This is a genomic window from Asticcacaulis sp., from assembly GCF_051956075.1.
In the GTDB taxonomy this organism is placed as follows: domain Bacteria; phylum Pseudomonadota; class Alphaproteobacteria; order Caulobacterales; family Caulobacteraceae; genus Asticcacaulis.
In genome coordinates this window covers 1-13,746 of the sequence record NZ_JBQCGA010000011.1, presented here as the reverse complement: position 1 = coordinate 13,746, position 13,746 = coordinate 1, and the positions used below count along the sequence as shown (strand labels likewise).

Genomic DNA, 13,746 nt, shown 5'->3' with positions numbered 1-13,746 from the left:
GGCGGGATTCCTTGTGGCATTGTTATGTCACAAGGTCTAGGAAATTTGTACGACAAATACAAGGGCGCGCGGGAGGCGCCAGCCTTCTCCTCCCTATCGAAGATGGGGAGGTGGCGTTTGCGCAGCAAACGACGGAGGGGTATCTTGCCGCCTGCGCCCTACCCCTCCACCGCTTCGCGGTCCCCCTCCCCACCTTGTGGGGAGGAGAGGGCCGGCGCGGACTCAGGCGGCTTTTTTCCCTGCCTTATCGAAGCGGCTATAGAAGGTTTCACCGTTCTTCGCCATGTCGCGCAGCAATTGCGGCGGGGCGAAGCGTTTGCCGTAGAGGGCGGTCATGCGGTCCAGCTCCTCGACGAATTTGGCGATGCCGATGGCGTCCATCAGCGACACGATGCCGCCCGACCAGGGCGCGAAGCCCCAGCCGAGGATCGAGCCGACATCGGCTTCGCGCGGATCGGTAATGACGCCTTCTTCGAAGCAGCGCGCCGCCGTCACGGCCTGCACATAGAGAAGGCGCTTTTTCAGTTCCTCGACCTGCGCCGGATCGGCCTCGGCCATCTTGACCGGGAAGGCGTCGAGCGTGCCTTGCCACAGGGTCTTGGGCGCGCCTTTCTGTTCGGGATAGTCGTAGAAGCCCTTGCCGTTCTTGCGGCCATAGCGGCCATCGGCGACCATCTGCGCGACCTCTTTTTCGCCGGGGATCGGCTCATAAGCGTCTCCCATCGCCTTGGCGGTTTCGGAGGTGATCTTGGTCAGAAGATCAAGCGCGACATCGTCCATCATCTCCAGCGGCCCGCGCGGCATGCCGGTCATGCGTCCGGCATTGTCGATCAGGGCCGGGGCGATGCCTTCGGACCACATGATCATGCCTTCGGCGGTGAACGGAATGAAGCAGCGATTGGCGAAGAAGAAGCGCGAATCGTTGACCACGATCGGGGTCTTTTTGATCTTCAGCGCGTAGTCGATGGCCTTGGCCACCGTGGCGTCGGAGGTCTTTTCGCCGCGGATCAGCTCGACCAGCGGCATACGGTCCACCGGCGAGAAGAAGTGAACGCCGATATAGTTTTCCGGCTTGGACGAGGCGGTGGCCAGCAGCGTGATCGGAATGGTCGATGTGTTGGTGCCGAAGATGGCCGTATCTGCCTTCGCCCCTGAATAGAGCGGCGCTTCGGCGGCCTTCGTCACCTGTTCCTTCAGGTCGGTGTTTTCGAACACGGCTTCGACCACGAGGTCCGCGCCTTCGATCTTGGCGTAGTCCGGCGTGGCGGTGATCAGGTTCAGCACGCCCGTCGCCTTGTCCTGGCTCATCTTGCCGCGCGACACGGCCTTTTTGAGCAGGTCTTCGCAATGCGCCTTGCCCTTGTCAGCGGAGGCCTGATCGCGGTCGATCAGTATGGTCTCGATGCCGGCCAGGGCGCTGACATAGGCGATGCCCGCCCCCATCATGCCCGCGCCGAGCACGGCCACCTTGGTGACGTCGCTTTTGGGAACGCCCGCCGGACGGCCTGCGCCCTTACCCAATGCCTGCATCGAGAAGAAAAAGGTGCGGATCATCGCCTTGGCTTGCGGCGTCATCAGCGTATTGCAGAAGTAGCGGCTCTCGACGCGGATCGCCTGGTCGATGGGCAGTTGCAGGCCTTCATAGACGGCGTGCATCAGGTTGATGACGGCCGGATAATTGCCATAGGACTGCTTGCGCAGCAGGGCGTTGCCCATGATGAAGACCTGCGCGCCCGCCGGATGGTAAGGACCGCCGCCGGGAATCTTGAAATCCTTCTTGTCCCAGCGCGCGACCGGGTCGCCTTTCGTTTTGATCCAGGTTTTCGCGGCGTCCAGCACCTTGTCGGGATCGGCCAGTTCATCGACCACGCCCGCGCCGAGCGCTTCCTGCGGTTTGAAGGACTTGCCTTCCGACATGGCCATCAGGGCGGCCTGCGCGCCGATCAGGCGCGGCAGGCGTTGCGAGCCGCCGCCGCCGGGGAAGAGGCCGATCTTGATTTCCGGCAGGCCGACCTGCACCTTGGGGCCATTGGACAAAACGCGGTAATGGCAGGCCAGCGAGACTTCGAGCCCGCCGCCGAGCGCCAGGCCATTGAGCGCCGCCACGACCGGCTTGCCGCAGGTTTCCAACAGGCGATAGACGCGGTTCATCTCGAAGGCGGCGTTGAAAGCGGCCTTGAGCTTCGACTGTTCGTCGTCGCCTGACTCGGCCTCCCACGCGCCGCCGATCATCTCCTCCAGATCGGCGCCGGCGCAGAAGCCGTTGTCCTTGCCGGAGGTCAGGATCACGCCCTTGACGCCCGCATCGGTTTTGGCGCGCTCCGCAATCTTTTCCAGATCGGCCAGGGCCGCCTTGGTGAAGGTGTTCATCGTCTTGTTCGGCACATCGAACGCGCAGACCAGAATGCCGTCAGCGTCGAGGTCTATCTTGAAATTGTCCATCTGTATGTCTCCCTCGACCTGCTCTTAAACGCGCTCAACCACGGTGGCGGTGGCCATGCCGCCGCCGACGCACAGAACCGCCAGTCCCGTGGACTTGCCCGTGCGCTCCAGTTCATCAACCAGCGTGCCCAGGATCATCGCGCCGGTCGCGCCGAGCGGATGGCCCATCGCAATCGCGCCGCCGCAGACATTGATCTTGTCGTGCGGAATATCGAGCGCCTGCATGTAACGCAGCACCACGGCGGCGAAGGCTTCGTTGAGTTCATAAATGTCGATGTCCGACACGCTCATGCCGAGCTTCTTGAGAAGCTTTTCGGTCACGTAGGACGGGCCGGTCAGCATGATCGACGGCTCGGAGCCGATAGAGGCCGTGCCGAGGATGCGCGCGCGCGGCTTCAGGCCGGTGATGCGACCAGCCTCCTGCGAGCCGACCAGCACCGCCGCCGCGCCATCGACGATCGAGGACGAATTGCCCGGCGTATGCACATGGTTGACGCGCTCGACTTCGGGATAACGCTGCTGGATGACCGAATCGAAGGCCATTTCGCCAAAGGCGGCGAAGGACGGGTTCAGACCGCCAAGCGTCTGCATGTCGGTGTTCGGGCGGATGGTCTCATCGTGGTCGAGCGCGATCACGCCCATCTGGTCCTTGACCGGCACGATGGCGTGTTTGAAGCGACCCTCGGCCCAGGATTGCGCCGCGCGCTTGTGGCTCTCAACCGAATAGGCGTCGACATCGGTGCGCGAAAAGCCCCACTTGCTCGCGATCATGTCGGCGGATACGCCCTGCGGCACGAAATGGGTCGGGAAGGCCGCCGCCACATCAATGGCCCAGGCGCCGCCGTCAGACCCCATCGGCACGCGGCTCATGCATTCGACCCCGCCGCCGATGGCCATGGTGGCTTCGCCCGACACCACCTTGGCGGCGGCGACATTGACGGCCTCAAGGCCCGAGGCGCAAAAGCGGTTGAGCTGCACCCCGCCGGTGGTTTCGGCGTATTTCGCAGCCAGTACGGCGGCGCGGGCGATGTCGCCGCCCTGCTCGCCCACCGGCGTCACGCAGCCCCACATCACGTCATCGACCAGCGATGTATCGAGGTTGTTGCGGTCGCGCACGGCTTCCAGCACCTGTTTCGACAGGCTGAGCGCTGTCATGTCGTGCAGGCTGCCGTCCTTCTTGCCCTTGCCGCGCGGCGTGCGCGCATGGTCATAGATGTAGGCGGAATTCTCGGGTGTCGGCATGATGTTTTAAGTCCTCCGTTTCGCGCGCGTAGGGGCGTTTTTATGATGCCGAATATGTGCGCTTTGTTGACGCGAACGTCAAGATAATCGGGAAAAGTTTTTGGCGCTGGCGGAAATTACGCTTTCGTTCGTCTATATTATAATACAATATCTTGACCCCTGCCCGTAAAGAGATTAGGCCGGGATAAATATCTCTGGATTGACCTATGGACACCTCGCACCACGCTCCCCTTACAATCGGCAAAACCCGGCTGGCCCGTATCGAAACCTTCGCCGTTCCGCCCCGCTGGCTGTTCGTGCGCATCGAGACCGAGGACGGCGCGGTCGGCTGGGGCGAGGCTTCGCTTGAGGGCCATACCGAGGCCACGCAAGCCGCTTTCGCCGAGATTCGCGAGCGTTTCATCGGCCACGACGCCGACCGTATCGAAGATATGTGGCAGGTGTTTTACCGGCTCGGCTTCTATCGCGGCGGGCCGGTGCTGATGTCGGCCCTGTCTGGCCTCGATCAGGCGCTGTGGGATCTGAAAGCGCGTCGTCTCGGCGTGCCGGTCTGGCAATTGCTGGGCGGTCAGGTGCGCGAGCGCGTGCAGGTCTATGCCTGGATCGGCGGCGACCGTCCGTCAGAGGTCGTCGATGCGGGGCGCGCCCGTCTGGCGCAAGGTTTCAAGGCGGTCAAGATGAACGCCAGCGAGGACATGGGCTGGCTCGATTCGCCCAAGGTCATCGACGGCGTATGCGAACGCCTGACCTCTGTGCAGGCGCTTGGCCTCGATGTCGGGCTCGACTTCCACGGTCGCATCCATAAACCGATGGCCAAGCAGATCGCCCACGCGCTCGAACCCTTGCGTCCCCTGTTCATTGAGGAGCCGCTGCTCTCCGAACACCCCGAAGCCATCGCGCAGTTCGCCAACCTGACCACCACGCCGGTGGCCCTGGGCGAGCGCCTCTTTTCGCGTTGGGACTTCAAGCCCTTCTTCGAGCGCGCCTGCGTCGATATCATCCAGCCCGACCTCAGCCACGCGGGCGGCATTTCCGAGGTGCGCCGCATCGCCGCCATGGCCGAGGCCTATGACGTCGCGGTCGCGCCGCACTGCCCGCTCGGCCCGCTGGCGCTCGGCGCCTGCATGCAGGTGGCGCTGGCGACGCCGAACCATACGATTCAGGAAATGTCGCTTGGCATCCATTACAATACCGATGGCTTCGACCTCCTGACCTATATGAAAAATCCCGAAGTCTTCGATGTTAAGGACGGCTATGTCGAAGCCCTGACCGGCCCCGGCCTCGGCGTCGAGATCGACGAGGACAAGGTGCGCGACCTCGCAAAGGACTGCCCGCCCTGGCGCAACCCGGCCTGGCGCGGCCCGGACGGTTATGTGCGTGAATGGTGAAAAAAGCCGTCGGGAAACCGGCGGCTTTTTATATCCATGGCCGGGATGCCCTGCGCATTCTTATGGCGACCTTGTCATAGTGACGTCAAAGGAGCGCACTATGACCCAGAATGACCTCAAATCCCGCACGCCAGGAGCGCTGAACGCCGCCGCTCACGAATTTGTCAAGCGCGTCGCCGACCGCGACGAAGCCATCGGAAACGAATCCTCCAACTATAGTCGCGGCGATGAGGCGCCCGACCCGGACATCAACGACACCGGGCTGCCGCTCGATAACCGCGGCGACGGCAGCGTCGATCGGGCCGCTGAAGATATCGATGAAGGCGACGACAACCAACCGGAAAGCAACAATCCCGATGACATCGGCGAGGACGAAAGCATCGTGCGCTGACGAATGCATTTTCCAATAGACCGGCTTGAGCAAAGTCGGCGAATAGCCTATGCAAACTCGGCGTGCGCCCGTAGCTCAGCAGGATAGAGCGCCGGTTTCCTAAACCGTAGGTCACAGGTTCGAATCCTGTCGGGCGCGCCATTTTTGTGCGTTAGCATTAAGACGCGCCTTGCGGAAAATTCAGACCGCATATGTCCTATCCGGCTTCGTTCCCTGCATGCTCTCATCTAGCCATGATGAAGATGGAAGCGCTGCGAATCGTAATTTGCGTGGTTTGAGAGCCCAAACAGACTCGCATTCGTGACTTCCTTTAAATTTATGATGCAAATTTGCCGCAGTGGACGCGGAACTTACAACAGGCCCGGCGTCTAATTTTTACGAATGATACCAATATTTGTACGATTTTTCATAAGGAAAACATGATATTGCTAGATTTACGTATTTGTGCGCCGCGACATTAAATAGGCCGCAATTTTTCGCACTCTCCATAATTATCAGGCACATAGACATGTTGTGCTGCACCATTGAAAAAATGTCAGCATTAATGCAAAGGCGTCGAAAAATTTTAAACCCCCTGAGAAGCCTTATTTGCCCCATTTCCTAAGCAGCCTGATTTTGCTTATATTGCAACCAGGGCGCATCTTGCGCGTCCTGCAGTGTCATTCTGCGTATCTAAGTTCCGACGCCATACATTGCGCGCTGTCATTGCCGCAAAGGCGTTTGGGACGAAAAACAATAATTCGGCGCAAGGGGAATATCCGTCACAGGCCCTTGCCGTCAGGGAAAACAAGCGTTGAGGGGTCACACCTAAAACGACAATGAGAACGCATTTTGTATGGCGACGGCCTATAGCCGACGCGCATGCGAGTGTGTGACTGCGGCTTAGCAACAGTCGGACTACCGACCGCCTCCATGAACAGGGCGGCGCTCATAATAAGCAGCAGTTGGAAGACAACTGAAAACCATGTTGGGAGGATCTACATGACCAGTAATTCAAAGCGTACATCCAAAAGCGTCGCGCTGCGCGCGGCCTTTCTGGGCGGCGCGTCGACGCTTGCGCTCTGCGCATTCGCCGCGCCGACCTTCGCCCAGGAAGCGCCGCAAAGCGCGACTAAGGACGCTTCGGCGCAAGGCGATTCGACCGTCGTCATCGTGACCGGCATCCGGGCGTCGCTGCAGCGCTCGATGAATATCAAGAAAAACTCCGATGGCGTCGTGGACGGCATCTCGGCTGAAGACATCGGCAAGTACCCGGACACCAACCTGGCCGACTCGCTGCAACGCGTGACCGGCGTGTCGATCAACCGGGTCAACGGCGAAGGCCAGCAGATCACGGTGCGCGGCTTCGGTCCGGGCTACAACATGACGACCGTTGACGGTCGCATCATGCCGGCCTCGACCATCGGCGTCATTGGCGGCGGTCAGGGCGCTGACAGCAACCAGGGCAACAGCCGCGCCTTCGACTTCAGCAATATCGCGTCTGACGGCGTGCAGGCCGTGCAGGTCTACAAGACCGGCCGCGCCGACATTCCGGCAGGCGGCATCGGCGCCACCATCAACCTGGCCACCCTGCAGCCTCTGATCCATGCCGGTTCGGAAGGCAGCATCACGATCAAGGGTCTGACCACGGATCAGCCGGGCCTCGGCACGGTTCTGTCGAAGAAGGCGGTCACGCCGGAAATCTCCGGCGCCTATCAATGGACCAATGACAGCGGCAAGTTCGGCGTCGCACTGTTCGGTTCGTATCAGGAAAAGACGGGTTCGACCCGTTCGGATACGGTCAACTCCTGGAACGTGCAGACCTACGCCAAGTGGCTGACCACCGGCCAGGCGCCGGCGGCCTCCAAGATCACCAACGCGCCGACCAACATGAACCAGTTGATCGCCGTGCCGACCGACAGCCGCTATACCTATGCCGAGAACGATGTTAAGCGCACCAACGCCGCCGTCGTCTTCCGCTGGAAGCCGATGGAAGACCTGGTCGTTACGGCCAATACCCTGTTTGCGCACACCGAGGCGACCGAAGCCCGTTCGGAACTGACCAACTGGTTCTCGCGCAGCCCCTATGCCGCCGTCACCTTTGACGGCAATTCGGTCATCGATACGGCGATCTCGCTCACCGACACCATCCCTCCGGGCAAGGACCAGGGCTACGAAAACGAGCTGCGTTCTGTCGAAGCCAGCATCGAATCGACCGGCGTCAATCTGAAGTACACGCCTAACGATCGCTGGACCCTGACCGCCGATCTGGCCTCGTCGCAATCCAGCTCGGGCGGCTTCAACCCGAACGGCACCTCCTCGACGACAGTTTCCAGCTCTCAAACCTACGTCGCGTCTAACACCACGACCTATGGGTCGCTCGCGGCTCCGGTTCAGCACGTTACCCTGGATCCGAGCAAGTCGGCGACGGGCGCGCAGGACATCGCTTCGCTTGGCTCCGGCTACAGCAACCAGTTCTTCTCGCGTCAGACCGACAAGATCCAGCAAGCCAGGTTCGACGCCAGCTATGCGGTGGACGACCAAAGCAAGCTGAGCTTCGGCCTTGACGCGTACAAGAATGTGAACGAATCCGCCGCCTATTCCTTCCAGGCGCAATTCGGTGACTGGGGCGGCCTGAACCCCGGCGACATCGCCAAGTACGGTGGCACGGACATCAAGGCCTTCTGCATGACCTGCCAGTTCAAGTCGGTTGACCTGGGCAGCGGCGACAGCACGGCTTACCGTTACAACGCGGTGCAGGCCTATGACGGTCTGGCGGCCTATTATGCCAGCCCGACCTTCACGAACGTCCTGTCCTCCGGCAAGGCCAAGTCCAACACGCCGAACCTGAACGGCTTCAGCCATAACGCGGTGGAGGAGCAGGTCACGGCCGCCTACGCGCAGTTCGCCATGAAGGGCGAGTTCCTGCAACGTCCTGTCAGGATCCTGGCCGGCGTCCGTTACGAGAACACCGACGTGACGGTCACCGCCTACCAGAACACCCCGACCAATATCCGTTGGGACCAGAAGAACAACTTCTCGATCGTTCAGGGCACCAGCGTCCAGGCGTACGCCTATAAGTCGCATTACTCCAACCTCCTGCCCAGCCTCGACATGGCGATGAACATCACCGATGACTTCATCGGCCGTATGTCCTTCTCCGTGACCGATGCGCGTCCGCAGTACAGCTCGATGTACGCCACGATCGGCGTCAACGCGCCGGGCGACGCCAGCTATAATGGCGCCGTCTACACCGCGTCGTCGGGCAACCCGGCTCTGAAGCCGCTGGTTTCCGAAAACTTCGACGTCTCGGCGGAATGGTACTACGGCAAGAACAGCTATGTCTCGCTGGGCTACTACCGCAAGGCCGTGCAGAACTTCGTCGGTAACGGCACGACCAAGACCAGCCTGTTCGGTCTGACCGATCCGGCTTCGGGCCAGCCCGGTACGCGCTCCGGCGCCGCCGCTCAGGCCCTGAAGGACCTCGGCGCTCCGACCAACACCAACAACCTGTCGGCTATGACGATCCTGATCGATCAGGCTGGCGGCAATGTGGCGACGGCAAAGTCCGAGTGGACTTCTGTAACTGCGCCCGATGGTTATCACGGACAAAATGAGCCCGCTGGTTCGGTCTGGAATACGGATGCTCTGTCGGTCTATCTGTGGGGCAACCCGAACTGGAAGGTGGTCAGCAACAGCACCGATCCGGTGGCGACCTTCACCCTGTCGCAACCGATCAACAACCACACCGCCAATATTGACGGCTTCGAGTTTGCGGTTCAGCACTTCTTCGGCGATACGGGCTTTGGCGTCGCCGCCAGCGCCACGACCGTCAATGGCGACGTCGCTCTGGACAACGCTGCAGATCCGAACGGCAGCAGCCAGTTCGCTCTGCAGGGCCTCAGCAACACGTACAACGTGACCGGCATCTACGAAAAGTACGGCTTCGAAGGCCGTATCCTGTACAACTGGCGCGACAAGTACCTGCAAGCGGCCAACTTCTCGCAAAACGGCGGCCTCTACACCGCGGCTTACGGGCAGTGGGACGCCTCGCTCAGCTATGCGCTGCGTGATAATATCAGCCTGACCTTCGAAGCGCTGAACATCAACAAGGGCCACATCGTTCAGTACGTCCGCGTGCCGACCGACGTCGTCAACTATCAGGAGCTGGATTCGCGTTACGAATTCGGCGTCCGTTACAAGTTCTAAGCCTTTCACAGGTTTAGATCGGGAGGGTCGCGGGAGACTGCGGCCCTCCTCTTTTTATGATTCCTGCGACAAAAAGCGGCGGGCTTTTCGGCCACAAGGCGCCAGCGGCGCAATTGCCATTTGCGTTTCATCGCAGCATTATAACCCTCAGCGTTTAAGGGCGGATAATTTGGGACAGCACGTCTTACTCAACAATGTCGATCATCACGATCTGCGCCTGATCATGCGGCGCGGCGCCGCCTATGGCGACAGCGTCAATCAGGCCCTGATCTTTCCGACCGAATTCGAGGACATTCAGCGCCACTACCCGATCTTTTTCCGCCAGACCGAAGGCGGCGGTTTCAAGTCGGTCGCGCTGCTGGGCTTCGATCGCGACGAAAACCTGTTTTTGGCGGGCGAGCACTGGAACGCCGCCTATGTCCCGGCCATGCACCAGGTCGGCCCGTTCCTGATCGGCCAGCCGCAGGCGGCGCCGGGGCAGGACCTGCCGCCCGACGCCGAGGCGATGATCCTGGTCGATACGTCACACGCCCGCATCAGCCGCAGCGAAGGCGCGCCCCTGTTCCTGTCCCACGGCGGCAATGCGCCCGTGCTTCAACAGGTCGCCCAGACCCTGCAACAGGTCTATGCCGGTTCACAGATCAGCGATCAGATGTTCGCCGCCTTTCTGGAGGCCGGTCTGCTGGCGCCGGTGCGCATCAATGTCGAGGTCAGCGACAACAAGGCCTTCCTGCTGGAGGACATGCTGACCGTCAGCCGCGAGGCGTTGCAAAATCTCGACGGCGCGGCCTTGAAGGCTCTGCATGACAAAGGCTTTCTCGCCCTGGCCTTTTACGTCGTCGCCTCCATGGGCAATCTCGGCCATATGATCGCGCTGAAAAACGAACGCAGCGCGCAGACGGCCTGACATGAGCCGTCAGGTCGCGACGACACGGATTGACGCCTTCGCGGACATCGACTTCGCGCGCCTGATCGCCGACCAGACGCCGATGGTTTTCAAGGGGCTGGCGGCGGATTTGCCGCTGGTCAAGGCGGGGCTTCAGTGTGCCGAAGCCGCCATGGACCATCTGCGCCCCTTCTATCAGGGCAAGCCCCTGCTGGTTTTTACAGGCGATGCGTCTATTGGCGGACGCTTCGGCTATACGCCCCAAGTCGACGGCTTCAATTTCACGTCCGGGCGCATGAGTCTGGACCATCTGTTCGACCTGTTGCTTGCGCATGGGAACGCCCCGGATGCGCCGTCCTTCTATTGCGGCTCGACCGATATCGACGCCTTTCTGCCGGGCCTGCTGGCCACGGACAGCCTGCCCCTGACCGGCGAGACATTCGCAAATGCCTCCGTGCTGAAAAGCATCTGGATCGGCAACCGCACCACCGCCTGCGCGCATTTTGACATCTCGCACAATCTGGCCGCCTGCATGGTCGGCCATCGCCGCTTCACCCTGTTTCCGCCTGACCAGATCGGCAACCTCTATCCCGGCCCGCTGGAGCCGACGCCCGGCGGCCAGGTGATCAGCATGGTTGATTTCACCAAGCCTGATTTCGACGCCCATCCGCGCTTTCGTCAGGCGCTCGACGCGGCGCAGATCGCCGAACTTGAGCCCGGCGACGTCCTGTTCTATCCGTCGATGTGGCAGCATCAGGTCGAGGCGCTCGACGCGTTCAACATCCTGATCAACTACTGGTGGGACAGCGTTCCGGCCTTTATCGACACGCCGATGACCACCCTGCTGCACGGCCTTTTGAGCCTGCGCGGACGGCCCGATACGGAAAAGGCCGCCTGGCGCGCCGTGTTCGAGCATTATCTGTTCGGACCAAGCGAGGCCGCCGTCAGCCATCTGCCGCCCGCCGCGCAAGGTCCGCTGGCGCCGCTGGACATGCTGCAGGCGCGCCGTCTGCGCGCGCTGATTCTCAATCGTTTCAACCGCTGATATGAAGGACGCCCCATGCAGGGACAAAAGGTCAGGAAAGTGGTCATCGCCGGCGGCGGCACGGCGGGCTGGTGCGCGGCGGCGGGACTGTCGAAACTGCTCGGCCCCCTGCTCGACATCACCCTGATCGAGTCGGACGATATCGGCATTGTCGGCGTCGGCGAAGCCTCGATCCCGACCTTGCGCGCCTTTCATAACTTCCTGAACATCGACGAGCAGGCGTTCATGCGCGCCACCAATGCGACCTTCAAGCTGGGCATCGAGTTCGCCAACTGGGCGCGCGAGGGCGACCGCTATTTTCACGCCTTCGGCAAGATCGGGCGTTCGCCGTGGATAACCCCCTTTCACAGCGTCTGGCTGGAAGGCCGCAACCGGGGCCTTAGCGGCTCGTTCGACGATTACAGTCTTGAGCTGAAGGCCGCCTATGCCGGTAAGTTCCAACTGCACAAGAACCTCAATCTCAGCTACGCCTATCATTTCGACGCCACCCTCTATGGCCAGTATCTGCGCAGCCTCAGCGAGGCGGCGGGCGCCAAGCGCATTGAAGGCGAGATCGTCAGCGTGCAGCAGAACCCGGAAACCGGCTTCATCACATCGCTGACCCTGGCCTCGGGTCAGGTGATCGAGGGCGATCTGTTCATCGACTGCACCGGCTTTCGCGGCCTGCTGATCGAGCAGACCCTGAAGGCCGGTTACGAGGACTGGAGCCACTGGCTGCCGACCGACCGCGCCGTAGCGGTGCAGACCCGGAGCGACGCGCCGGTCATGCCCTATACGCAGGCCACGGCGCATGGCGCGGGCTGGCGCTGGCGCATCCCGTTGCAGAACCGCGTCGGCAACGGGCTGATCTACTGCAGCGCCTACCTGTCCGATGACGAGGCGCTGGAGCGACTGCGGACCAGCCTGACCGAACCCGCCCTGACCGAGCCGCGCGTGATCCGTTACAAGACCGGACGGCGCAAAAAGTTCTGGGACAAGAACTGCATCGCCATGGGCCTGTCGAGCGGGTTTATCGAGCCGCTGGAATCGACCAGCATTCATCTGTTTCAACGCAGCGTCCTGCATCTGGCGCAGAACTTCCCGTTCCACGGCGTCGAGGATGCGCAGGTCAACCATTATAACGACCTGTCGGACAAGGAGCTGGCCTATGCGCGCGACTTCGTGATCCTGCATTATAAGCTGAATGAGCGCGGCGAGGATTTCTGGCGCGACCGGGCGGCCATGGCCGTTCCTGACAGCTTACAGGCGCGCATCGACCTGTTCCGCCGCTCCGGCGCCGTGTTTCAGGGGCCGGGCGAGTTGTTCACCGTCGATTCCTGGGCCCAGGTCATGCTGGGGCAGAGGCTTGAGCCGCAAGGCTGGCACCGTTTCGGCGGCCTGATGTCGCAGGACGAACTGGCAGGGGTCTTCGACGGCCTGAAAAAGACCGTCGATCACACCGTCGCCAATATGGCGCCGCATGACGCCTTTGTGCGCCAGTACGCGCCGTCCGCCGCGGGATAAACTGTCGCGGATTTTACGTCCGATACGCCTGTCTCCGGGCGCGATCTTATGTTGAGGCGCATAAGATCGGGCGGAAGGAGATAGACATGACCCAACCCGATCCCCCGCGTCCCGATCCTTTGCGTAATGAGCCGCAGATCAAGCGGCATGAACTGCCGCAGACGTCCGCCGCCAACACGGCCTGTCCCAACGACGGCGGGCGCGGAGAGCGGCTCGCACCGGACGGAACCTTTCTCAAATCCGGTTACAATTCCGAGCTGGACCCGCTGCCGCTCGATGTCGAGCCGCTGGCGCGCAGCCGTTCCGGCAACGCCGTCGATGTGCGGCGGCTGGACGGCAGCGTCGCCATCAATGATGACGACGACGCGGTGCTGGGTCAGGACGAGGGGCTGGATTAATCGGTCAGCACGCGTCGGTCGAGGGTTGCATAGATCATCATAGCTGCGGCAAAAGCCGCCGCCGCCCACAGGCTGCCCAGACCGTAAAGGCCGTAGAGCGCGGCGCCGCAGGTTGCGCCTGCGACCAGACCCAGCCACAGAAGGCCATAGGGAACCCAGCCCCAGGCGTCGCCGCCGGTCAGAGCGCCCGCCATCTTCTGGCCCATCTTGACCAGGGTTCCGGTCATATAGGTCAGGCCGACCACCATGTCGCCGTCGCGCTG

Annotated in this window: 10 protein-coding genes and 1 tRNA gene; 8 read left to right on the top strand and 3 right to left on the bottom strand. The window is 61.7% G+C overall.

Annotation, left to right across the window (positions count from 1 at the left end; all coding sequences use genetic code 11):
• Positions 1-222 precede the first annotated feature (222 nt).
• Together ACTHLA_RS03205 and ACTHLA_RS03200 are read right to left on the bottom strand one after the other, a co-directional pair.
• Positions 223-2,442 (bottom strand): 3-hydroxyacyl-CoA dehydrogenase NAD-binding domain-containing protein, encoded by a 2,220-nt coding sequence (locus tag ACTHLA_RS03205; protein WP_440185405.1) that lies wholly within the window; start codon positions 2,440-2,442, stop codon positions 223-225.
• A 24-nt stretch (positions 2,443-2,466) separates the two neighbouring features.
• Positions 2,467-3,684 (bottom strand): acetyl-CoA C-acetyltransferase, encoded by a 1,218-nt coding sequence (locus ACTHLA_RS03200; protein ID WP_440185403.1) that lies wholly within the window; start codon positions 3,682-3,684, stop codon positions 2,467-2,469.
• 206 nt (positions 3,685-3,890) lie between these two features.
• Here ACTHLA_RS03200 and dgoD point away from each other — a divergent pair, with 206 nt between their 5' ends.
• From dgoD to ACTHLA_RS03160, 8 genes are all read left to right on the top strand, one after another.
• Entirely contained in the window at positions 3,891-5,072 is a 1,182-nt protein-coding gene (dgoD, locus tag ACTHLA_RS03195) for a galactonate dehydratase (RefSeq protein ID WP_440185401.1), read from the top strand.
• Positions 5,073-5,172: 100 nt separating this feature from the next.
• A complete protein-coding gene (locus tag ACTHLA_RS03190; protein ID WP_440185399.1) occupies positions 5,173-5,463 on the top strand; it encodes a hypothetical protein in 291 nt (96 codons plus the stop codon).
• Positions 5,464-5,527: 64 nt separating this feature from the next.
• Positions 5,528-5,604, top strand: a tRNA-Arg gene (locus ACTHLA_RS03185).
• Between the two features lie 840 nt (positions 5,605-6,444).
• The gene (locus ACTHLA_RS03180) at positions 6,445-9,651 is read left to right on the top strand and encodes a TonB-dependent receptor (protein WP_440185397.1); all 3,207 of its coding nucleotides are present in this window, start codon (positions 6,445-6,447) and stop codon (positions 9,649-9,651) included.
• 169 nt (positions 9,652-9,820) lie between these two features.
• Positions 9,821-10,558, top strand: coding sequence for a SapC family protein (locus ACTHLA_RS03175; protein WP_440185395.1), 738 nt, complete (start codon positions 9,821-9,823; stop codon positions 10,556-10,558).
• A gap of 1 nt (position 10,559) precedes the next feature.
• Positions 10,560-11,582 (top strand): cupin-like domain-containing protein, encoded by a 1,023-nt coding sequence (locus tag ACTHLA_RS03170; protein ID WP_440185393.1) that lies wholly within the window; start codon positions 10,560-10,562, stop codon positions 11,580-11,582.
• A gap of 15 nt (positions 11,583-11,597) precedes the next feature.
• Positions 11,598-13,085 carry a tryptophan halogenase family protein gene (locus ACTHLA_RS03165; protein WP_440185391.1) on the top strand — a complete coding sequence of 496 codons (1,488 nt, stop codon included), beginning with the start codon at positions 11,598-11,600 and terminating at the stop codon, positions 13,083-13,085.
• Between the two features lie 86 nt (positions 13,086-13,171).
• Positions 13,172-13,483 carry a hypothetical protein gene (locus tag ACTHLA_RS03160; RefSeq protein WP_440185389.1) on the top strand — a complete coding sequence of 104 codons (312 nt, stop codon included), beginning with the start codon at positions 13,172-13,174 and terminating at the stop codon, positions 13,481-13,483.
• On the opposite strand, the gene ACTHLA_RS03155 is transcribed toward ACTHLA_RS03160, so the two are convergent.
• Positions 13,480-13,746, bottom strand: a 267-nt coding sequence (locus tag ACTHLA_RS03155) for a DUF1275 family protein (RefSeq protein WP_440185387.1), incomplete at its 5' end; no start/stop codon positions are given. The genes ACTHLA_RS03160 and ACTHLA_RS03155 overlap by 4 nt on opposite strands.

What these genes read in the sequence shown, in the direction of transcription:
- ACTHLA_RS03205 (WP_440185405.1), bottom strand. Translation starts at nt 2,442, where the DNA reads ATGGACAATTTCAAGATAGACCTCGACGCTGACGGCATTCTGGTCTGC.
- ACTHLA_RS03200 (WP_440185403.1), bottom strand. Translation starts at nt 3,684, where the DNA reads ATGCCGACACCCGAGAATTCCGCCTACATCTATGACCATGCGCGCACG.
- dgoD (WP_440185401.1), top strand. Translation starts at nt 3,891, where the DNA reads ATGGACACCTCGCACCACGCTCCCCTTACAATCGGCAAAACCCGGCTG.
- ACTHLA_RS03190 (WP_440185399.1), top strand. Translation starts at nt 5,173, where the DNA reads ATGACCCAGAATGACCTCAAATCCCGCACGCCAGGAGCGCTGAACGCC.
- ACTHLA_RS03180 (WP_440185397.1), top strand. Translation starts at nt 6,445, where the DNA reads ATGACCAGTAATTCAAAGCGTACATCCAAAAGCGTCGCGCTGCGCGCG.
- ACTHLA_RS03170 (WP_440185393.1), top strand. Translation starts at nt 10,560, where the DNA reads ATGAGCCGTCAGGTCGCGACGACACGGATTGACGCCTTCGCGGACATC.
- ACTHLA_RS03165 (WP_440185391.1), top strand. Translation starts at nt 11,598, where the DNA reads ATGCAGGGACAAAAGGTCAGGAAAGTGGTCATCGCCGGCGGCGGCACG.
- ACTHLA_RS03160 (WP_440185389.1), top strand. Translation starts at nt 13,172, where the DNA reads ATGACCCAACCCGATCCCCCGCGTCCCGATCCTTTGCGTAATGAGCCG.